Annotated in this window: 18 protein-coding genes; 2 read left to right on the forward strand and 16 right to left on the reverse strand. The window is 64.7% G+C overall.

Translation table 11 applies throughout. The annotated features are described in order from the left end of the window. Positions 1-197, reverse strand: a 197-nt coding sequence (locus FKZ61_RS21825) for a hypothetical protein (RefSeq protein WP_211358685.1), incomplete at its 3' end; no start/stop codon positions are given. Positions 198-574: 377 nt separating this feature from the next. On the opposite strand from FKZ61_RS21825, the gene FKZ61_RS21830 reads away from it, so the two are divergent. Next, positions 575-1,537, forward strand: a complete 963-nt coding sequence (locus tag FKZ61_RS21830; RefSeq protein WP_141612268.1) for an integron integrase — start codon at positions 575-577, stop codon at positions 1,535-1,537. A gap of 123 nt (positions 1,538-1,660) precedes the next feature. Here the strand turns inward: FKZ61_RS21830 and fdhF are convergent, their stop codons facing one another. The 7 genes from fdhF to FKZ61_RS21865 all read right to left on the reverse strand — a co-directional run bounded on the left by fdhF (position 1,661) and on the right by FKZ61_RS21865 (position 12,718). Continuing rightward, complete coding sequence (gene fdhF / locus FKZ61_RS21835) at positions 1,661-3,775, reverse strand: formate dehydrogenase subunit alpha (protein WP_229964350.1); 2,115 nt, start codon at positions 3,773-3,775, stop codon at positions 1,661-1,663. Positions 3,776-3,929: 154 nt separating this feature from the next. Then, positions 3,930-4,652 carry a 2Fe-2S iron-sulfur cluster-binding protein gene (locus FKZ61_RS21840; RefSeq protein ID WP_170200145.1) on the reverse strand — a complete coding sequence of 241 codons (723 nt, stop codon included), beginning with the start codon at positions 4,650-4,652 and terminating at the stop codon, positions 3,930-3,932. A gap of 5 nt (positions 4,653-4,657) precedes the next feature. Then, a complete protein-coding gene (locus FKZ61_RS21845) occupies positions 4,658-6,370 on the reverse strand; it encodes an NADH-ubiquinone oxidoreductase-F iron-sulfur binding region domain-containing protein (protein WP_141612272.1) in 1,713 nt (570 codons plus the stop codon). Positions 6,371-6,699: 329 nt separating this feature from the next. Further along, positions 6,700-9,366 carry a sugar-binding domain-containing protein gene (locus tag FKZ61_RS21850; protein ID WP_170200147.1) on the reverse strand — a complete coding sequence of 889 codons (2,667 nt, stop codon included), beginning with the start codon at positions 9,364-9,366 and terminating at the stop codon, positions 6,700-6,702. 44 nt (positions 9,367-9,410) lie between these two features. Continuing rightward, positions 9,411-10,262: a carbohydrate ABC transporter permease gene (locus tag FKZ61_RS21855; RefSeq protein ID WP_229964351.1), complete on the reverse strand. Its 852-nt coding sequence runs from the start codon at positions 10,260-10,262 to the stop codon at positions 9,411-9,413. 21 nt (positions 10,263-10,283) lie between these two features. Beyond that, the gene (locus FKZ61_RS21860) at positions 10,284-11,225 is read right to left on the reverse strand and encodes a carbohydrate ABC transporter permease (protein WP_141612274.1); all 942 of its coding nucleotides are present in this window, start codon (positions 11,223-11,225) and stop codon (positions 10,284-10,286) included. 89 nt (positions 11,226-11,314) lie between these two features. Beyond that, positions 11,315-12,718 (reverse strand): ABC transporter substrate-binding protein, encoded by a 1,404-nt coding sequence (locus FKZ61_RS21865; RefSeq protein WP_170200149.1) that lies wholly within the window; start codon positions 12,716-12,718, stop codon positions 11,315-11,317. A gap of 657 nt (positions 12,719-13,375) precedes the next feature. Here FKZ61_RS21865 and FKZ61_RS21870 point away from each other — a divergent pair. Beyond that, positions 13,376-14,341, forward strand: a complete 966-nt coding sequence (locus FKZ61_RS21870) for an ArsR/SmtB family transcription factor (RefSeq protein ID WP_229964352.1) — start codon at positions 13,376-13,378, stop codon at positions 14,339-14,341. 11 nt (positions 14,342-14,352) lie between these two features. Here FKZ61_RS21870 and FKZ61_RS21875 read toward each other — a convergent pair whose 3' ends face one another. The 8 genes from FKZ61_RS21875 to FKZ61_RS21910 all read right to left on the reverse strand — a co-directional run bounded on the left by FKZ61_RS21875 (position 14,353) and on the right by FKZ61_RS21910 (position 19,409). Then, on the reverse strand, positions 14,353-15,528 hold the full coding sequence (locus FKZ61_RS21875) for an AI-2E family transporter (protein WP_141612277.1): 1,176 nt from the start codon (positions 15,526-15,528) through the stop codon (positions 14,353-14,355). Positions 15,529-15,632: 104 nt separating this feature from the next. Next, the gene (locus tag FKZ61_RS21880; RefSeq protein ID WP_141612278.1) at positions 15,633-16,508 is read right to left on the reverse strand and encodes a M48 family metallopeptidase; all 876 of its coding nucleotides are present in this window, start codon (positions 16,506-16,508) and stop codon (positions 15,633-15,635) included. A gap of 97 nt (positions 16,509-16,605) precedes the next feature. Further along, positions 16,606-16,863 carry a GlsB/YeaQ/YmgE family stress response membrane protein gene (locus FKZ61_RS21885; RefSeq protein ID WP_141612279.1) on the reverse strand — a complete coding sequence of 86 codons (258 nt, stop codon included), beginning with the start codon at positions 16,861-16,863 and terminating at the stop codon, positions 16,606-16,608. Between the two features lie 270 nt (positions 16,864-17,133). Then, positions 17,134-17,697, reverse strand: a complete 564-nt coding sequence (locus FKZ61_RS21890) for an HdeD family acid-resistance protein (protein ID WP_141612280.1) — start codon at positions 17,695-17,697, stop codon at positions 17,134-17,136. A gap of 62 nt (positions 17,698-17,759) precedes the next feature. After that, positions 17,760-18,203, reverse strand: coding sequence for a DUF305 domain-containing protein (locus tag FKZ61_RS21895; RefSeq protein ID WP_141612281.1), 444 nt, complete (start codon positions 18,201-18,203; stop codon positions 17,760-17,762). Positions 18,204-18,297: 94 nt separating this feature from the next. After that, a complete protein-coding gene (locus tag FKZ61_RS21900) occupies positions 18,298-18,489 on the reverse strand; it encodes a DUF2188 domain-containing protein (RefSeq protein WP_141612282.1) in 192 nt (63 codons plus the stop codon). 207 nt (positions 18,490-18,696) lie between these two features. Beyond that, positions 18,697-18,912, reverse strand: a complete 216-nt coding sequence (locus tag FKZ61_RS21905) for a CsbD family protein (RefSeq protein WP_141612283.1) — start codon at positions 18,910-18,912, stop codon at positions 18,697-18,699. Between the two features lie 119 nt (positions 18,913-19,031). Next, a complete protein-coding gene (locus FKZ61_RS21910; RefSeq protein ID WP_141612284.1) occupies positions 19,032-19,409 on the reverse strand; it encodes a CsbD family protein in 378 nt (125 codons plus the stop codon). Positions 19,410-19,463 lie beyond the last annotated feature (54 nt).

Genomic DNA, 19,463 nt, shown 5'->3' on the forward strand with positions numbered 1-19,463 from the left:
CGACCGACGTGGGCTTTTCGACAGGCCAGGGTCACATTGCCTGTGGCTTCCCAAGTCTCAAACAGCAGCTTGCGCTGCTGCGGAGTCGTGTGTGGAAAATGGGTGCGTCTCTTAGCCATACCACTATTACCCGAGTTCGCCGAGTGTCCAAACTGCAATTGATCACTACAAATTGTAACAAACTCGTTCCTGTTCATCTTGATTTCTGATGATATGCCACACCGCAACTAGTTAGGCTGCATCCGCTTGTTCGGCCGCCGCGAGCGCAGCGAGCAAGGCCGACAAGCGGGCGAAGCCCGCCGCGCCATTCAGCCGAGCGCGAAGCGGTCGGCTGAACTATTGATTATGCGGAAACTTTCCGTATAACTACCTCAAAATCAGGTGGATCCCGGAAATCTATCCGGATATACTGAAGAAGAGATGGTATTATGCGGATTGGTATCCGCATAATATAAACAGCTCTGCTGTGAGTCAGGGTTATATGCGGAATGTTCACCATAGGCCCCAACGTTCTAATGGGCTTACCGACAGTATACAACTCCACTTTCTCGCCGTCAAGCAGGAGAAAGAAATCATGTCTCAACGCCCCAAGAAGCTGCTTGAACAGGTCTCCGATGCCCTGCGCCGGAAGCATTACTCTTACCGCACAGAAAAGTCCTATGTTCACTGGATTAAACGTTTCATTCTCTTCCATCACAAACGCCATCCCAAAGACATGGGTGCAGCAGAGATCGAAGCCTTTCTCACCCACCTGGCCGTGACGGAGAAGGTCTCCGCCTCCACCCAGAACCAGGCCCTCTCCGCCCTCCTCTTCCTCTATCGCCATGTTCTAGATCAGGAAGTGGGGCCCATCAACGCTCTGCGCGCCAAGCCATCCAAGTACCTCCCCACCGTACTCTCCAAGGACGAGGTCAGCTGCCTCCTGGATCAACTGACAGGTGTACATGCCCTCTTGGCCCGGCTTCTCTATGGCAGTGGTATGCGCCTGGCCGAAGGATTGCGTTTACGTGTCAAGGACATCGACTTCGAGCAGCATCACATCCTCGTTCGTGATGGCAAAGGGGAAAAGGACCGGGTGACCCTCCTGCCTACCAGCTTGTACGATGAGCTCCAGGCCCAGCTCGCCTACGCCCATCGGCTCCACCAGAAAGACCTGGCCAGGGGGCTGGGGGCCGTCTACCTGCCCTACGCGCTCAGCCGTAAATACCCCAATGCCGAACGAGAGTGGGGCTGGCAGTATGTCTTCCCGTCCCACCGCATTTCCGCTGAGCCGGGAACCGGTATTCGTCGCCGCCATCATCTGGACCCCAGCGGCCTGCAGAAAGCCATCCGCCAGGCCGCCAAAGCCATTGGCCTCGCCAAACCGGTGGGCCCCCATACCCTGCGCCATTGCTTCGCCACCCACCTGCTGGAAGCCGGTTATGACATCCGCACTGTGCAAGAACTCCTGGGTCACAAGGACGTCAAGACCACTATGATTTACACCCACGTCATGCAGCGGGGCCCCCTGGGCGTGCGCAGCCCCCTGGACGGCTGAGCGCTACTAAATACGGCGTGGTGCGTGAACTCGTTCACGCACCACGCAGCACCCCAGAAACCCTTGCTCAGGGAGCCGAGAAATCTCGGGGAATCTGTGGTTTCTGCAGGGGACCCAGGGCCCTTACCCGGCCTCGGGCACCGGGGCCGGGATGGGCTCGATGCGCACCGGGCAGACCTTGAGCTCGGCCGTGTGGGTGATGGGGTCGTAGCCGGCGCCGGTCAGGACATTGATGGGCACGTCGTTGAAGCTGAAGCTGGCGAAGACTGTGCCCCGGGGCGAGCGGGTGGTCGCCTTCACCTTGATCAGCACCGAACCCCGGCGGCTGCTCATGCGACACCAGCCCCCATCCTCCAGGCCCCAGGCGGCCACGTCGTCCGGGTGGACCTCCAGCACCTCCTCGGGCAGCAGGTAGTCGATGCCCTGGGCGCGACCCGTCTGGGTGCGGGTGTGGTAGGACTGGAGTCGCCGGCCCGTGGTGAGCCAGACCGGGTATTCGTCGTCCACCGTCTCCGCCGGGTCCCGGTAGCCCACCACGGTGAAGCGCCCCCGCCCGTTCACGAATTCCCCCTCGTGGAGGCGTGGGGTGCCCGGGTGGCCTTTGTAGGGGATCGGCCACTGGTACTGGCCCGACTCGGCCAGATCCCAGTCGATGCCGGCGTAGATGGGGGAGACGCTGCACAGCTCGTTGAAGATCTCCTTGGGCGAGTCGTATTCGAAGCCGGGGATGCCCAGCCGCTCGGCCAGCCGGCTGATGATCCACCAGTCCGGTTTGGCCTCGCCGGGCGGCGGCACGGCCGCGCGCACCCGCTGGATGCGCCGTTCCGTGTTGGTGAAGTGGCCGTCGGTCTCGGCCCAGGCCGTGGCCGGCAACACCACATGGGCCAGTTGCGCGGTTTCGGTCAGGAAGATGTCGATCACCACCAGGTGGTCCAGCGCCCGCAGCGCCCGCTCGCCATGGCTGCGGTCCGGGTCGGAGACCAGGGTGTTCTCCCCGTCGATGAGCATGGCCCGGATCTCTTTGCCCGCCTGGGCCATGGCCTGGACCTTGGTCAGCCCCCGGGCCAGGTCGATGGGGCGACCGTAGAGCTGGCTGAATTTGGCCTGGTTGGCGGGGTTGTCCACCGGCTGGAAGCCGGGATAGTTGTTGGGCAGCGCGCCGGCGTCGCCGGCCCCCTGGATATTGTTTTGCCCCCGCATGGGGTTGATGCCCGTACCCTCCCGGCCGATGTTGCCGGTCATCAGGGCCAGGTTGCAGAGGCTCTGGACATTGTCCACCCCGCAGATGTGTTCGGTGATGCCCAGGGTGTAGTAGATGGCGGCCCGCTCGGCCCGGCCGTAGAGCAGGGCCGCGGCCTCAATGTCCGCCGCGGGGACCCCGGTGATGGGCTCGGCCCACTCGGGCGGGAACTGCTTCACATGTTCCAGGAAGGCCTCCACGCCGGTGGTGCGGGCGGCGATGAATTCGTGGTCAATGAGATCTTCCCGCGCGATGACGTGGGCCATGGCCAGGAGCAGGGCCACGTCCGACCCGACCCGCAGGGGCAGGTAGATGTGGGCCAGCTCGGCCAGCTTAATACGTCGGGGATCGGCCACGATGAGTTTGGCGCCCCGGGCCAACGCCTTTTTCAGGCGCGTCGCGGCCACCGGGTGGCACTCGGTCATGTTGGTGCCGATGCAGAAAAACACCTCCACTTTTTCCATGTCGGCCAGGGGGTTCGACATGGCGCCCCGTCCAATGGTGGCTGCCAGACCGGCAACCGTGGGGGCGTGTCAGGCACGGCTACAGTTGTCGATGTTGTTGGTGCCAAAGCCGGCCCGGATGAACTTCTGCATCAGGTAGTCGGCTTCGCTGGGCGTGCGGCCGGAGGCGATGCCGTAGACCGCGTGGCGGCCGTACTGCTCTACCACCCGGCGGAAGCCGGCGGCCGCGACCTCCAGGGCCTCGTCCCAACTGGCTTGGTGGAGCTGTCCATCCTCCCCGCGCACCAGCGGATGCTGGAGCCGGTCCGGATGGTGGATGAAGTCGTAGGCGAACTGGCCTTTGACGCAGAGGGCGCCCTGGTTGGCCGGCCCATCCATGGCCGGATGGATGGCCACGATGCGGTCGTCCCGGGTCAGGACATCCACCGCACAGCCGACGCCACAGTAGCCACAGATGGTGCGGGTTTTGGTGATGCCCTGGGCGCTCAAGGCTTGTGCACCGAACGCGTGTGGGGTGAAGGTGATAGGCTGCATGGCATTGCTCCCTGGTAATCAATAGCCGTCTTGCCTGCAAAAGGGCGTTTTTAACGCAAGGGCGCAAAGTCCCCAAGAAACTCAACAGAGGATTGCTCGAATCAGCGTTTATCTGCGTGGGTCAGCGTTTTGACCGTTGGCAGTAGAGCCCTGGTCAGGTCCGTGCGATAGAACGGCTGGCCTGGGCCTGTCCATCCAGCCCCCCGGCGAAGCGCAGGGCCTTCCGATCGGCCAGCGCGCCGGTGGGGCAGGTCTGAACACACTGGCCACAGAAGGTGCAGGCAGAATCCTTCAACAGGCCGTCGAACTCGGTGGCGATCCGGGTCTGGAAGCCCCGATTGATGACGCTGATGGCGTAGTCGCCCTCCTGCTCCGCGCAGACCCGGACGCAGCGGTAGCAGGAGATGCAGAGGTCGTAATCCCGCAGGATGAAGGGGTTGTCGTCGTCCAGACGGCTGCGGCCGGAATGACGGCCGGCGAAGCGGCCCGGCTGGATGCCGTAGCGGGCCAGCAGGGTGGTCAATTCCTGGGACGCGTAGCCCCGCAAGGGGTGGACCTCCCGGGGTGGGTTCTCCGAGGCCACCATCTCCAGGAGGGTGCGGCGATACCAGGCCAGGGTTTCTGTCTCGGTGCGGACCACCATGTCCGGCGCGGCCTGGGCGGTGCAGGAGGCCACCGGCGCCCGCGCGCCCTCCACCTCCACCACGCAGAGGCGACAGCCGCCAAAGGGCTGCAGCCGCGGGTCGTAGCACAGGGTCGGGATCTCCTTTCCCTGGCGTCGCGCCACCTGGTAGAGGGTCTCTCCCGGTGTGAAGGTCACCCTTTCACCGTCCAGGGTGAGGGTGGGCTGCTGGGGTTCGCTGGGGTTGGATGCCATGGCCATCACTCCTTCTCGTGCTGGACCTGGTCCGCCGGGCGGGCGGCCAGATGGGCCTGGATCTGGACCGGGAAGTAGCGCACCAGGCTGTCGGTGACCATGGGGGCAGCCTGGCCCAGCCCGCAGGCGCTGAGGGCCCGCATGGTGCGCCCCAGGTCGGCCACCTCTTGCTGCCAGGCTTCCCAGGTGGATGGCCCCCCACCGTCCAGTCGTTCGTGCAGGCGCTGGGTGCCGATGCGGCAGGGGAAGCACTTGCCGCAGGACTCGTGGGCGAAGAAGGCCATGGCGTCGGCCGCCACCTGGACCATGTCCCGGCGGTCATCGAAGACCATGATGCCCCCCGCGCCCAGGAAGGTGCCTTTGCGCCGCAGGCTGGGGTCGTCCAGGTTGACGTCCAGGTCGTCCCCGGCCAGGAAGCCGCCGGAGAGGCCGGCCATGGTCACGGCCTGGATGGTGTGGCCGGGCAGGGGGCCGCCGGCCCAATCGTACAGCAAGGTGCGGAGGGGCAGGCCCATGGGGATCTCGTAGTTGCCGGGGCGTTGGATGTCGCCCGAAAGGCTGATCACCTTGGTGCCGGCCTGCTCTCCCAGGCCCAGGGCCCGGTACCAGTCTGGCCCGTGGCGCAGGATGGGCGGCACCGAGGCCAGGGTCTCCACATTGTTCACCACCGTGGGCAGGCCCTCGAAGCCGTGGGTGACCGGGTAGGGGGGACGGTTGCGGGGGAAGGGGTGGCGGCCCTCCAGGCTGTTGAGGAGCGCGGTCTCTTCGCCGCAGATGTAGGCGCCCGCGCCCCGGCGCAGATAGATCTCAAAGGAGAAGTCGCTGCCCAGGATCTGGGGACCCAGATAGCCGGCCTCCCGGGCCGCGGCCAGGGCCTGGGCCAGGAGGTGGTAGGTGGCCGGGTACTCGTAGCGCAGGTAGATGAAGCCCCGGGTGGCGCCGGTGGCGTAGGCCGCCAGGGTCATCCCCTCGATCACGGCGAAGGGGTCGTAGTCCAACAGGGCCCGGTCCTTGAAACAGCCCGGTTCGCCCTCATCCGCATTGCAGACGATGGTCTTGGGCGCGCCCGGCGCATCGGCCACGGCCTGCCACTTGACGCCGGTGGGAAAGCCAGCGCCGCCCCGCCCGGCCAGGCCGCTGGCCCGGACCTGTTCAATGACGTCGGCCGGTGTGAGCTCCTGGAGCGCCCGGCGCAGGGCCTGGTAGCCGCCGGTGGCCCGGTAGCCGGCCAGGGTGTTGCGGCCCGGCGTGCGGATGTGGGCGAAGACGCACTCCGGGCTGCCGGCCGGGTTGGGCGGCGGCAGGGGCGAGGGCGTGGCGGCCAGGGGCAGGGCCGGCTGCTCATCGCCGTGGCCGGTCCATACCTGGTCGCCCACCAGCACCGGGATGGGGGCATCGCAGCGGCCGGCGCAGGGCATGGGAGTGGCGCCCTGGTCGGCCAGGGCAGCCAAGAGGGCCTGGGCCCCGTGTTGGGCACAGATGGGGCCGGTGCAGACCCGGGGATGGCCGTGGCCCCCTGACTCCCGGGAGAAGTGGTGGTAGAAGGTCACCGTGCCGTAGAGGTCGGCCAGGGGGATGCGAAGGGCCGTGGCCACGGCGCGCAGGCTCTCCTCGCCCAGGTAGCCGTCCCGTCGGTGAAAGGCGTGGAGGATGGGCAGGAGGGGCGCAGGTTCGTCCTGCCAGTTCGAGATGAGATCCTGGTCGGTCGGCTGGGCCATGTGCTACTCCAAGGGCCGGGATCCGGATGATGGGCAGGTATGTCGGCACGGTCGGAGGGGAACGACCACGTTCCCAGGCCACGCCCTGCCGCTCCGGATGTCTCGCTCAGGGTGGGGAATCCATACCGCTGTCCTGGCGTGTCTGTTTCGCCAATTTCATTATCGGAGAAGCGGGGGCAAATGTCAACCGGGATGGGAGGGTGCCGTTCCTTCACCCGACCGGGGAGCGCGACAGCGGGCGGGCGGGCACGGCGGCCCGCCCGCCCGCTGTCGCCTTTCCGTCATGCGTTCGGGGGCAATCGGGGCGCACAATTGTGCGCCCCGATTCATTACATCCCGGCCAGGGTCGTGAGACCCACGAACAGCCCCTGGGCCAGGGCGTCCTCGCGGATGGTTTCGGCCGGCAGGTGGAAGGTGGTCATGGTCACGGCGCCCCGGCCGTAAGGGAGCCGATGCAGGAGGGACACCGGCCGGTGGATCCAGCCCAGGGCCAGGCCCGCCCATGTGGCCTGGGCCATCAGCGTGGCCGGCAGGCCGGCCAACACTGCCCGGGGTGTGACCGGCTGGAACTCCATCTCCAGCAGCGGCCCACCGGGCAGATGGGCAAAGGGGCCGGTCTTCCGTAGCCAGCTGAAGGACGTGGCCCAGTCGCCCTGCCAGGCGGTGCCCGCCCGGGGCACCACCCGGCCCGCCGGCAGGCGGAGCCCAGGCGCGGTGGGCTCCTCGGGCTCGGCCAACAGGAGCAGCCGGGCCCCGGCCTGGACGGCTTCCTGGAGCGCTGGGGTGTAGCGGCGGGCTACCCAGATGCCCTCCCCCGGGGATGGCTGCTCCACCAGGCTGTAGCCCAGCTCCTGGAGCGCCTGGGCCAGGGCTTCGTCGTCCACCACGTGGATGGAATGGACAGGGGCGGGCGCGGCCACCACCGCCAGCTCCACCAGGGCCTGGGCCCGGGTGAGCCCCTGGCCGTCTCGCCAGGTGACGTGCAGGGGCAGGATCTGGCTTTCCAGCCCCCGAGGTACGGGCACTTCCACCGTGGCGGCCGGCGCCGGGGCCGTCCCTTGGGCTGCGCCGGCCCGCCAGTGGAACGTCCCTTCGGCTTCAGGGCCAGCCGGTCCCATGGCCTGCAGCTCCACGGCGATGGATTGACCGGGCGCGGCGCTCCACCGCTGGGGGCGGACGGTTACCACCCGCTCCTGGTTCATGTCCACAAAGTAGCGGTCCAGTCCAGCCTTGATGTGCCGTTGCATGTCCATCAGGCCGTTGCACTCCCAGTGGACGTCGGTGAACTCGGTGATGACGTAGCCGGCGATGGCGGGATGGCGCCGCATGGAGGTCAGTTCGTAGGCCAGGCTGCGGGCCATGTGCTCCTGAGAAGCCTGCAGGAAGTCGTCCCAGCTGCCGAAGACCTGGTCCAGGCCGTATTTGTGGAAGCGCTGTTCCACGCCGTGGGGATAGACGATCCCTTCGCCCCAGTCGTAACCGGTCTCAAACCACCAGGGATCCCGGCCATTCTCCTGGATGGCCCGGGGATCGGGCAGACCCCAGTTGCCGAATTCGCTGACGATGAGGGGCAGGTCGTCGCGGCGATGGTCGGCGAAGTCGGGAGCCCAGGCCCACGGCGCCCGGCCGGCAAAGTCCGCCACCCACTGGTCCCATTCGGCCGCGTGGTCGGGGATGCAGCGGTAGTGGTGGTAGTCCTCCAGATCGCCGGCCACGTGGAAGTTGGGCGCGCAGGGCGAGTTGTCCACGATGAGGCGGGTGGGATCCAGGGCTTTGGCCTCCTGGTAGAAGTCTGCCAGCCAGCGGCGGTGTTCTGGGTTACGGACCAGGTCCGTGCCCCAGTCTTCGTTGACCAGGCTCCAGGCGATGATGGAGGGGTGGTTCCAGTCCCGCTCCACCATGCCGGCGAAGGTCTCCCTGGCCCGGCGGGCCGCATCGGGCGACAGGTGCATCCAGTTGGGGATCTCGGTCCAGATGAGGATGCCCAGGCGGTCGGCCACCTGGTAGTAGCGGGGATCTTCGATCTTGATGTGGCAGCGCAGGCAGTTGAGGCCCAGCGCCTTGGCTTTGCGCACCTGATCTTCCAGGAAGGCCAGGCTGGGCGGCGTGTAGATGGTGTAGGGGTAGTAGGCCTGGTCCAGCGCGCCCCGCAGGTAGATGGGCTCGCCGTTGAGGAAGATGCGCCCGTCCCGGGCTTCCACTGTGCGGAAGCCACAGGTCTCCTGCAGGAGATCCACGGGCTCGCCGGCCACCGCCAGGCGGGCCAGCACGGTGTAGAGGGCGGGGTCGTCTGGGCTCCATGGCCGGAGGGTCTCCAGGTCCAGGGTGAGGGTGCCCTCCAGCTCGTTGTGGAGTTCCCGCCGGGCCACCGCCCGGCCCGTGGGATCCAGGACGGTGATCTCCAGGGTGAAATCATGGTGGGAGGGCCGTTGGTTCAGGCTGGCCTGCACCGTGAGCTGGCCGCTGACCCGGTCGGGGGTGAGCCGCAGCCGGCGGATGTGGACGGCCGAGCGCTGCTCCAGCCAGACGCTCTGCCACAGCCCGCTGATGGGGCCATACCAGCTCTGCTTGCCGTGGGGAATCTCGGCGAAGGGGTAGGGGGTGGGTTCCCGGTGGGGGACGGCTTCATCGGCCACCCGGACCAGGAGCTCGTTTACGCCGGGCTGCAGGTAGGGAGCCACCTCGAACTCGAAGGGCAGGTAGCCGCCCTCGTGTTCGCCCACCAGGCGGCCGTTGATCCAGACCCGGGTATGGTAGTCCGCGGCGCCGAAGTGCAGGATGGCGCTGCCTTCGGGCTTGTTCGGCAGGGCGAAGCGGCGACGGTACCAGCCGGCGCCCGCGGCTTCCCGCAGATCTTCAAACTGGGCCTGCCAGGGGAGGGGAACGGTGGCCACTCGCCAGGCTTGGGGCGCCACCGGGTTGAGCTCGGCCCGCTGTTCTGGGTCGTGGTAAAACTGCCAGATTCCGTCCAGGCTTAGACATTTGCGAAAGCTCATAGGGTTCTCCGACAACGTTTGGATTTCCTGTCTCATTCAATCTATCATCGGCCGCCCATGCCGGTCAGCATGACGCCCTGGATGATGCGCCGCTGGAAGATGGCGTAGAAGAGGAGCACGGGCGCGCTGGCCACCATGGCGCCGGCCATGACCAGCGCCCGCTCCTGGGTGTAGGTCCCCTGGAGGACGGTGAGGCCCACGGGCAGGGTGCGCATCTCCAGCCGGTTGAGCACAATCAGGGGCCAGAAGAGGTCGTTCCAGGCGCCCAGGAAGAGGAAGATGGTCAGGGCAATCAGGGCGGACTGGCTCAGGGGCAGGATGATCTGCCAGTAGATGCGGAAGCGGCTGGCACCGTCGATCACGGCTGCCTCTTCCATTTCCCGGGGGATGCTGAGGAAAAACTGGCGCAGGAGGAAGACGCCGAAGACATTGGCCGCCCCCGGCCAGATGAGGGCATGGTAGGTGTCCAGCCAGCCCAGCCAGCGCACCAGCAGGAAGACCGGGATCAGGGTGACCTGGCCCGGCACCATGATGGTGAAGAGGATCAGCATGAAGAGAAAATCCCGGCCGGGGAAGCGCAGGCGGGCGAAGCCGTAGGCGGTCAGGCTGCTGATGAAGAGGGCCACCGCCGTGGCCGCGGTGCTAACGATCACGCTGTTGATCAGCCAGCGCCCCACCTGGAGATCCTGGCGGGTGAAGACTTCCCGGTAGTGCTCCAGGGTGGGCGTCTGGGGCCAGAACTGGAGAGGCCAGGCGAAGACCTGCTCCGACGGCGTGATGGAGACCACCAGCATCCAGTAGATGGGGAAGCCTACCACCACGGCCAGGGCGATCAGGGCGGCGTAGAGCAGCAGCCGGTGGAGGTAGTGCATGCGGCGCTCTTTGGAGAGGTGCATGATGCAGGCTCCTTCCCGGGTTTAATATTCGACGATGCTCTGCCGCCCAAAGAAGCGGAACTGGAGCAGGGTGAAGAACAGGATCACCAGGGCCAGGCCGATGGCGATGGTGGTGCCATAGCCCATGCGGAAAAAGCGCCAGGCCGTCTGGTAGAGGTACATGATGGTGGTGAAGGAAGCCCGGCCCGGGCCACCGCCGGTCATGATGTAGGGCTGGCCGAAGACCTGGAAGTGGGCGATCAGCTGGGTGACCGCCACGAAGAAGATGGTGGGCCGCATCAGGGGGAGGGTGATGTGCCAGGTCAGGCGCCAGCCACTGGCGCCGTCGATGCGGGCCGCCTCGTAGAGGTGGGCCGGGATGCCCTGCAGCCCGGCGATGTAGATGAGCATGGGAAAGCCAAAGCCCCACCAGACGGTGGCCAGGCTCAGGGACGGAATGACCAGCCGGGTATCGGCCAGCCACTTCACCGGCGGCAGCCCAAACCAGACCAGGAAGTAGTTGATCACGCCAAACTGGGTATTCATCATCCAGCTCATGATGATGCCCATGGCCGAGACCGACAGGATCACCGGCGCGTAGTAGATGAAGCGGAAAAAGTCCCGCCCGCGGATGGGCTGGTTGGCGCCGATGGCCACCACCAGGGCAAAGAAGGTGTTGATGATGGCCGTCAGGAAGGCAAAGTACAGGCTGTTGCGCAGGGCGATCCACCAGATGTCGTCCCGCAAAAGCAGCTGGAAGTTGCGCAGGCCTGTAAAGGGACGCTCTGGCGCCAACATCTTCCAGTCGTGCAGGCTCATATAAAAGCTATACAGGATGGGCGCCAGGGTAAAAGTACAAAAAAGGAGCATGAAGGGCAGAATGAACAGGTAGTTGCCCAACACCCAGCGGCGGGTGCGCCAGGTGCCTCGATGGGGAGCTCCGGATGGCGGGCCGGATGATGGCCGGGAAAGGGTGGTTGACATGATGGCTATACCTCAACAGGGAACGAACACGAACGAACGGGGACCGGCACCCAGGTGCCGATCCCCGCTGTCAGGGCTGTCCGGCCGGGTTACGGACCGCAGCGATCCAGGATATCCTGAATCCGGCTGTTGGCATCATCCAGCCCCTGTTCCACGCTCTTCACATTGTTGAAGATGGCATCCAGCTCCGGCATGTAGGCGCTGTCGATGACTTCCTGGATGCACTCGTGGGCATAGTCATAGCGGCCGAAGGAGAGGAAGCTTTCGCCCAGGACTTTGGCCGAGGGGTACTCCTCCAGGGTGAGGGCTTCCAGCTGGGACTTGCGGGCCGGGGGTTGCCCGGAGGTGGCCCAGAACAGGCCGCTGTCGGACAGGTAGGCGATCAGCTGCTTGGCCGCCTCCAGCTTCTCGTCCGGGAGGGTCTTGGGCGTGTAGATGACGTGGGAGCTGGTCCAGGTGACCTGCTCGTTGCCGATCTTGGGGAAGGGGCAGACTCCCCAATTGACCCCGTTCTCGTTGACGAAGTTCAAGAACCAGCTACCTTCCGGCGTCATGGCCAGTTGACCGCCGGCGAAGCTCTGCCAGGCATCGAAACCGGCCGGCTGGGGCGCCACGTGCTCCTTGTAAATCAGGTCATACCAGAACTGGACGGCCTGGATGCCGGCTTCGCTGTTGAGGGTGGCCTTGCCTTGCCGATCGGTCCAGTCGCCGCCGAACTGCCACAGGGTACTGAGGATGGTGGGCTTGAACCAGGAGACATGGACGCCCCACTGGGCCACGTTCTCCGGGTCGAAATTGGGGCTCTCCGCGGTGTTGCCGTTGGCGTCCACCGTCAGCTTACGGGCGAAGTCCAACAGCTCTACCCCGTCGGTGGGGCAGACGTCGGGATCCAGGCCGGCGGCCTCGAAGAGATCCTTGTTGTACCAGAAGCCCCAGCCGTGGATGTCCAGCGGGACGCCGTAGCGGTTGCCCTGGTATTCCAGGCTCGCCAGGGTCTTTTCCACGATGTCATCCTCGGGGATGGGGCCGCCGTAGCCGTCGTAGAAGTCGGAGGTTTCCCGCAGCACCCCCTGGCTGGCGAATTGGGGGATCTCAAACTCGTGGAGCAGGAAGAGGTCTGGCGGATTGCCCGAGACCAGGGACGTGAGCAGCTTGTCAAAGTAGGTGCCCCAGGGCATCATCTCCACCCGCACGGAGACCTCGGGGTGCTCCTGGGTGAAGGCCTCCACCATCTGGACCATGGTGACGCCGTCGCTGCCGGTGAGGCCGTTCCAGTAGATGAGCTGGGTGTCCCCTTCACCGGCCTGGGCCACGATGGGGGTGGGTTCTGCCTCGGCGGCGGGGGCTTCCGCCTCCGCTGCCGGCGCCTCGGCCGCGCCTTCCGCGGCAGGTTCCTGGGCCGGGGGCGGCTGAGTGGGCGGCGCGCCACAGGCGGCCACCAGCAGCGCCACCACCAGGAAGAGGGTCAGGAAACGAAATGGCTGCAGTCGCATACGATTTTCTCCTCCCTGGATCCAATGATCCATGATTGTTGATAGATACAACGAAAAACACCTGCAACAGCCGCCCTGGGTCCCGCGGATCTGCGGGGATGTAGGGCTTGGGGTGAATGTTTCAGTAATCCTGTTTTGAATGTGTGAAATGTGACGGTTGATCGGGAAGCAGATGCTTAGTGTTTCAGAAATACTGTAGCACGGCTTTGGGCGCCTGTCAAGCCCCTTTTGCTTTTTTGGGCGGGCGATGGTCGATGTCTGCCTGGGAAGCGCCGGCGGATCGGTCGAAAAGTCGGTTTGTGGATGCTGTTTGTTTCTGGTAATTGCGAAATAAAGTGGGGGCGTGGTATCCTGAAAACCGCTTGAATATTCAGGCCATGCCGCAGGTCCGGCCTCTGGCCGGACGGGGGTACCGGGGACCTTTGTCACGCAGGGATGCGTGACCTACGTGAGCGGGCCATGTCATAGGTTCGGCCTCTGGCCGGACGAGGGTGCCGGGGACCTTTGTCGCCCAGGGATGCGTGCCCTACGTGAGTGGGCCATGTCGCAGGTCCGACCTCTGGCCGGACGGGGGCGCCGGTGTGCATGGCAAAAATAAAAAAATATGCGGTAAAACATGCGCGGCCTTCCAGGGCCGCCAGGGAGGAGCAAATGGGTATGTCGATGGAGGAAAATCACCAGAACACCCTGACCAGCCGCACGTTGATGGTCAACGTGACCCAGCAGGATCCCGTCCAGTTGGCCCGGGTTGCCAAGGCACTCAGTTCTTTGCAGCGGGTGCGCATCCTGGAGTACCTGGCCGACAAGGTGGCCAACGTCTCCGAAATTGCCCAGGCCCTGGACATGCCCCTGGCCACCGCCAACCTGCACCTCAACAGCCTGGAGGAAGCCGGTTTGATCCGGAGCGAGCGGGTGGCCGCCCGCCGCGGGCAGCAGAAGATGTGTGCCCGCCTCTACGATATCGTGGTGATCCACTTCCCCAAGCCCCAGGAGCATCCCCGACGCCAGCGGTTTACCGTGGAGATGCCCGTGGGCGCCTTTGTGGATCACCAGGTCTCGCCCACCTGTGGCATCGTCACAGCCCAGGGGCTGGTGGGCAACCTGGACGATCCCCTGGTCTTCTACGAGCCGGAGCGCTTCGATGCACAGCTCATCTGGTTCAGCCATGGCTACCTGGAGTATCGCTTCCCCTACCGGGCCAGGCCGGAGCAGGTGCCCCATCGGTTGCAAATCAGCATGGAGCTCTGCTCCGAGGCAGCGCCCCATCGGCGGGACTGGCCCTCGGACATCTTCCTGGAGATCAACGGCGTGCTCGTCGGCACGTGGACGTCGCCCGGGGACTTCGGGGGGGAGCGCGGCCGTCTGACGCCGGAGTGGTGGGAAGATCACAACAGCCAATATGGGCTGTTGAAGACCTGGCGGGTGGATGAGGAGGGATCTTACATTGATGGTCGTTACCTGTCTTCAGTGACCATCCGGGATCTCAAGCTGGGGGAGCAACCCTTCATCCGGGTGCGCATCGGCGTCAAGCCGGATGCGGCCAACGTGGGGGGGATGAATCTCTTTGGCCGCCAGTTTGGCAACTACCCCCAGGACATCGTGCTCGACCTGGACTTTGAGTAGGATCAACACTGCTATTCCCGGGCCACCAGCAGGGTGGGCTCTGGGGTGTTCTCCTCGTCGCAATCCAGCGTAGGCTCCGGCGTGCGAGCCTCTTCGGTCTTGCGCCTGGACTGAATAGACAGAGGGGAAGTATTGGTGAGCCACATGTGCTGCAGGATCACCTGGGCTGCGCCGGCCACGGGCACTGCCAGCAGCGCGCCCACCAGCCCGTTGAGCATGCTGCCGCCAATCAGGGCCACCATCACCCACAGGGGGTTCAGCCCCACGTTGGAGGACATCACCCGGGGGACCAGCAGGTTGCTCTCCAGAGCCTGCAAGATGACGAAGCCCACCACGACGGCCAGGGCGGTGGCCGGGGAGATCTGCAGCGCAGCCAGCACAGCCGGTACTGCCCCCAGGATCGGACCCACCATGGGCACTGCTTCGAAGAGCCCGGCGATGACGGCCAGGGCCAGGGGGTTGGGGACGCCCAGGGCCAACAACATGAGGAAGGTGGCGCCCCCTATGATGCCCATCAGGAAGAGCTGCCCGCGTAGATAGGCGCCCAGGCGATCTTCGATGGAGTTCCAAACGGTGTGGACCGTCTCCCGGGCGGGAAAGGGGGAGAGGGTGAGCAACAGGCGGAGGGTTTCGTCCCGGGCCACCAGCCAGTAGAAAGCCAGCACCAGGATCAGGCCTATCTGCCCCAACACCTTGAACATCTGCCAGGTCATGGGCCAGGCCTGCTCCTCCACCTGGGCCTGGGTCGAGGCCAGGCTGTCCAAGAGCTCGGGGGAGATGCGGATGAAGGGGAGGATGGTATGGAGCTGGCCCCAGCGATAGAGGGTGAAACGCAGCTCTGTCACCGCCGTGGTGAGCTGTTGGGTGAGAAATTCCCGCTCCAGCAGTTGGAGGCTAAAGCTCAGCAGCGGGGGCAGGGCCACCGCCAGCAGCCCACCGAAGGCGACCAGAATGACGATGTAGACCAGCAAAATGGCTGCCGTACAGTGGATACCCCGTTCCGTCAGGGCGACCACAAAGGGGCGGATGGCCGAGGCGAAGACGATGGCGGCGAAGAGCACCAGCCACAATTCCAGGAGGCGGTAGGCGCCATAAGCCAGGACCAGCCCTCCCAGCAGGATCAGGACAGCCTGGACGAAGGTCAGGGGGGCAATGTAGACGACCGGTGTCTGGGTTCGTTGCTTCATGTTGTCGGGTTCCTCTACCCTGGCATGGGATCCGGATGGGGTGTCTCTGGACACGGGTAAATTTTGCCCGGCGGGGGAGCGAAACCGGGCGGACTCCCTGCCGGTCAGGGGGTGAGATCGGCCGGGAGTCCGTTGGGGAATTCTCGAGCGATGGCGGCTTCAATTTGGGCGATGCGGTTGTCCGGGTTGGGGTGGGTGCTGAAGAATTCCGGGCCACCCCTGCCGCCAGAGGCTTCGGCCAGGATTTCCATCACCCGGATCAGGGCCCGGGGATCGTAGCCCGCGTCGGCCATGATGCGCACGCCCAGCCGATCCGACTCCAGCTCATCTTCCCGGCTGTGCCGCATGTTGACCAGTTGGGCCACCACGGCAGCCAGCTGGGCGGCCTGGGCACTGTCGGGGTTCTCGGGATCGGTCAGGACCACCCCTGCTGCGCCGGCCAGGCCCTCCATGAGCCGGGCCTTGGCCATCTGTTCGGCGGCATGTCGGCCAACCACGTGGCCAATCTCGTGGGCCAGCACGCCGGCCAGTTGGCCTTCCGTCTCCAGGGCCTGGAGGAGGGCCGCGGTGATGAAGATCTGCCCGCCGGGCAGGGCGAAGGCATTGACCGTCTGCTCGTCGGCCAGCACGTGGAACTCGAAGCGATAGGGCGTGTCCGCCGCCACCGAGTTGGCCACCAGATGCTGACCCACCTCGTCCACCACGCTTTGCCACTGGCTGTTGGGATGCAACCCGCCGAACTGACGGGCCATCTGGGGCGCTGCCTGGAGGCCGAGCTGGATCTCCTGATCCACGGTCAGGCTCACCCGTTGGGTTTCTTCGGTAACCGGGTTGTAGACTTCCTGGGTGCCGAAGTAGTAGGCGCCCAGGGAAAAGAGGACCAAAATGATGGCGATGAGGAGGCGGCCACCCAGGGAAGAACCCCGGCGACGAACAGCGGAGCGGCCGCTTCGACCTGGAAATGAGAGGGGCCTGCGCATCTTCTTCTCCCTTCTTGGTTCTTGGCTCCCAAACCGGGGGATTTAAAACCGGGCGCCCCAGGGGGAATGGGGCGCCCGGTCGCTGCAGATGGGTCGGTCAGACGGCCGTCCGCCGCATCAGACCGACGATGAAGAGCAGGACGATGGCACCGACAGTGGCCGTGATGAGGGATCCGATGAACCCGTAGGCGGTCAGGCCCAGCAAGCTGAACATCCAACCACCCAGGATGGCACCCAGGATGCCGACCACCAGGTTGCCCAGGAAGCCAAAGCCATGGCCTCGCATCAGCTCACCGGCGATCCAGCCGGCCACGGCACCGATCACAATCCAGACGATAAGGCTCCAAAGACCCATGATGTGAACTCCTTTCACAATGTGTTGTGGTTACTGTTTTGACTCTACTGTTGTGACTACAGCGACTGTGCTTTCAGTGGCTGTATTTCACTTCAACGTCATGACCCCAGTGTACAGGCGAACCTGGAGCCGGCCAACGGCCCCGGCGCCAGTCTTGTGGCGTCGGATGCGCCAGGAATTCCTGGCGCATCCGACAGGCGTCCTGGGGCTGGCGCTATGGGGGCCGGCGCTATGCGGTGACTATGCCATGGGGTAACTATCATGGGGGAACTATGAGGTGACCGGGTTGACCCGATCGATGGTGGGCGCCTGGCGAACCCGGAAGCCCAGGATCACCAGGAGCACGCCGAAGACGATGGCGTAGCCGGCAATCAGCCAGACCACCGCCAGGGCGCCTGGCCCCGGCATCAGTACCAGCAGGATGCCGAAGATGAGGGAGAGCAGGCCGCCCAGGCCCAACCAGAACTCGCCTTCGATCTCTTCTCGCAGGCGGATGGCCGCAATGATCTCAAAGATGCCGGTGATGATGGCCCACGCCGCGATCAGGTAGAGCAGGGCCAGCGCGGTGAGGCCCGGCCAGACGAAGGCGGCCACACCGGCCAGGATGCCCACCACCCCCTCCAGGAGCAGCACCCACCAGTGGCGGTCCGTGTCGGTGCGGCGGAAGGCCGCGATGAGGGTGAGCACACCGTCCACCAGGGCGTAGGCCCCGAAGAGTAGAACCAGGCTGGCCAGGGCCAGGTTGGGCCAGATGAAGGCCAGCACCCCAAAGAGAACCGCCGCAAGGCCCCGCAGGACCAATAGCCACCAGTGGCGTTTCAAAGTGCCAAGCATATTGCAACCTCCTTTTACGTGATCGGCCGATGTGCATCTGGGAGAAGACACCGGCGCCAGGGTCAATAGCGGGTCAGGATCTGCTTCATCTGCGCGATCTCTTCCCGCTGGGCTTCCACGATCTGCTCACACAAGCTGACGATTTCCGGGTCGGTGATGGTGGATTGTTCGCACATCAAGATGGCGCTGGAGTGGTGCGGGATCATGGAACGCAAGAACTGCTCATTGCCCACCGGCACCTGCATCCGCGCCAGGGAGAAAATGAGGACAAAGGCCAGGGCCGAGCCTGCCACCAGGGCGTAGTTCAGCGCCTTGTTGGGATACATGGAACGCATCACCAAAACCATGACCACAACCATGGGCGCGACCATCATCAGCGCCATGTACACCCGATTGATGTTGACGTAGAAGTGGTCCAACTGGGCGATAAGCGCGTAGGTCAGGAAGAACATCACCACGCCATTGATGGCCAACGCCAGGGTCAACTTTTTGTAGCTGTCATTCATCTTTTTCCCTTCCCTTTTCCTGTCATTTGGTGTCATTTCCGCCCTTGGAAGTGGTGGCCACAGGACCGGAGCCCTGTGGCCATGGGGCCCATCCTTACTTGTCGCTCTTTTCCCCAGCCGGGTGATTTTCGGCCCATTCCCGGGCCTGGGAGATGGCAATGGCGATGGCCCGTCCTTCCTCGTAGCCCTCTTCCAGCAGGGCATTGGCGATTTCGATGGCCTTGTTGCGCACCCGTTTGGGGAGATTCTTCATAGAGCTGGGATAGTCGTTTTCACTCCAGGGCATGATTCACCTTCCTTTCCTTCGGCTTTCCGCCGTTCCACTTCCCGGCTTCCACCCTTTCCACTCTCCGGCTTCCAAAAAAGCGGGCGGACAGGGAACCCTGTCCGCCCGTGCGGTTCATGGAGCTGCCGTCAATCCGGCGGCAGAAGACCTGCATGTGACGGGCAGGAAATGCCGCTGGCCAAAAAGACAGCCGTCTCGGGGATGGCCCTACACGCCGATCTGGCGCATGAGCGCGTCCAGGTAGTAATCCACCTCGCGCTCGGCCTCTTCCCGCTTCCAGCCGTACTTCTCCTGGAGCTTGCCGACCAGCTGTTCCCGTTCTCCCTGGATTTGATCCAGTTCGTCGTCGGTCAGCTCACCCCACTTCTCACGGATGTGGCCTTTGATCTGGGTCCACTTCCCCTTCAGAATATCGCTGTTCATGGGAGGTTCCTTTCTGTGATCGTATCTTCTGTGATCGTATGTATGGTGATTCGGGCTGGCCCTGAGCGGACCGGGGGATCCGCCCAGGGGCATCCGGTATTCGCCCGAGCGGGCGTGGGTCAGCTCTCCTGGGATTGGCCGTTGCCCTGGAACTGTCGCACGACAAAGAGGGCGGCCACAGCCACGCCCAGGACCGTCAGGGTCCGGCGAATCCACGTGGCCCGGCGACGGCGCCGTTGGGCCCGGGACGGGTGAATCTCGATCTCGGGCAGGTGGTCCCGTACCGACTCTTTGAGGGAGTGGGCGTACTGCTCGAAGAGATCCCGGGCCATCTCACTGGCCTCGGACCGGGTATAGCCGTATTTCTCCTGCAGTTGGCCGATGAAGGCCTCCACCGTCCCTTGAAGTTGGGCGACCTGGTCGTCCGTGAGGCGGCCCAACTGCTGGCGCAAGACACCCCGCGCCTGTCGAATTTTGGCGTTCATGGTGCGGTTCATGGCTGAACTCCTTTCCCCTATTTCTCAAGAACGTCCATCCAGTGGCCAGTCTTC

It is taken from the genome of Litorilinea aerophila (genome assembly GCF_006569185.2).
Taxonomy (GTDB): domain Bacteria; phylum Chloroflexota; class Anaerolineae; order Caldilineales; family Caldilineaceae; genus Litorilinea; species Litorilinea aerophila.

Coding starts and splice junctions, on each gene's coding strand:
- FKZ61_RS21830 (WP_141612268.1), top strand. CDS start 575: ATGTCTCAACGCCCCAAGAAGCTGCTTGAACAGGTCTCCGATGCCCTG.
- FKZ61_RS21840 (WP_170200145.1), bottom strand. CDS start 4,652: ATGGCATCCAACCCCAGCGAACCCCAGCAGCCCACCCTCACCCTGGAC.
- FKZ61_RS21845 (WP_141612272.1), bottom strand. CDS start 6,370: ATGGCCCAGCCGACCGACCAGGATCTCATCTCGAACTGGCAGGACGAA.
- FKZ61_RS21850 (WP_170200147.1), bottom strand. CDS start 9,366: ATGAGCTTTCGCAAATGTCTAAGCCTGGACGGAATCTGGCAGTTTTAC.
- FKZ61_RS21855 (WP_229964351.1), bottom strand. CDS start 10,262: ATGCACCTCTCCAAAGAGCGCCGCATGCACTACCTCCACCGGCTGCTG.
- FKZ61_RS21860 (WP_141612274.1), bottom strand. CDS start 11,225: ATGTCAACCACCCTTTCCCGGCCATCATCCGGCCCGCCATCCGGAGCT.
- FKZ61_RS21865 (WP_170200149.1), bottom strand. CDS start 12,718: ATGCGACTGCAGCCATTTCGTTTCCTGACCCTCTTCCTGGTGGTGGCG.
- FKZ61_RS21870 (WP_229964352.1), top strand. CDS start 13,376: ATGTCGATGGAGGAAAATCACCAGAACACCCTGACCAGCCGCACGTTG.
- FKZ61_RS21875 (WP_141612277.1), bottom strand. CDS start 15,528: ATGAAGCAACGAACCCAGACACCGGTCGTCTACATTGCCCCCCTGACC.
- FKZ61_RS21880 (WP_141612278.1), bottom strand. CDS start 16,508: ATGCGCAGGCCCCTCTCATTTCCAGGTCGAAGCGGCCGCTCCGCTGTT.
- FKZ61_RS21885 (WP_141612279.1), bottom strand. CDS start 16,863: ATGGGTCTTTGGAGCCTTATCGTCTGGATTGTGATCGGTGCCGTGGCC.
- FKZ61_RS21890 (WP_141612280.1), bottom strand. CDS start 17,697: ATGCTTGGCACTTTGAAACGCCACTGGTGGCTATTGGTCCTGCGGGGC.
- FKZ61_RS21895 (WP_141612281.1), bottom strand. CDS start 18,203: ATGAATGACAGCTACAAAAAGTTGACCCTGGCGTTGGCCATCAATGGC.
- FKZ61_RS21900 (WP_141612282.1), bottom strand. CDS start 18,489: ATGCCCTGGAGTGAAAACGACTATCCCAGCTCTATGAAGAATCTCCCC.
- FKZ61_RS21905 (WP_141612283.1), bottom strand. CDS start 18,912: ATGAACAGCGATATTCTGAAGGGGAAGTGGACCCAGATCAAAGGCCAC.
- FKZ61_RS21910 (WP_141612284.1), bottom strand. CDS start 19,409: ATGAACCGCACCATGAACGCCAAAATTCGACAGGCGCGGGGTGTCTTG.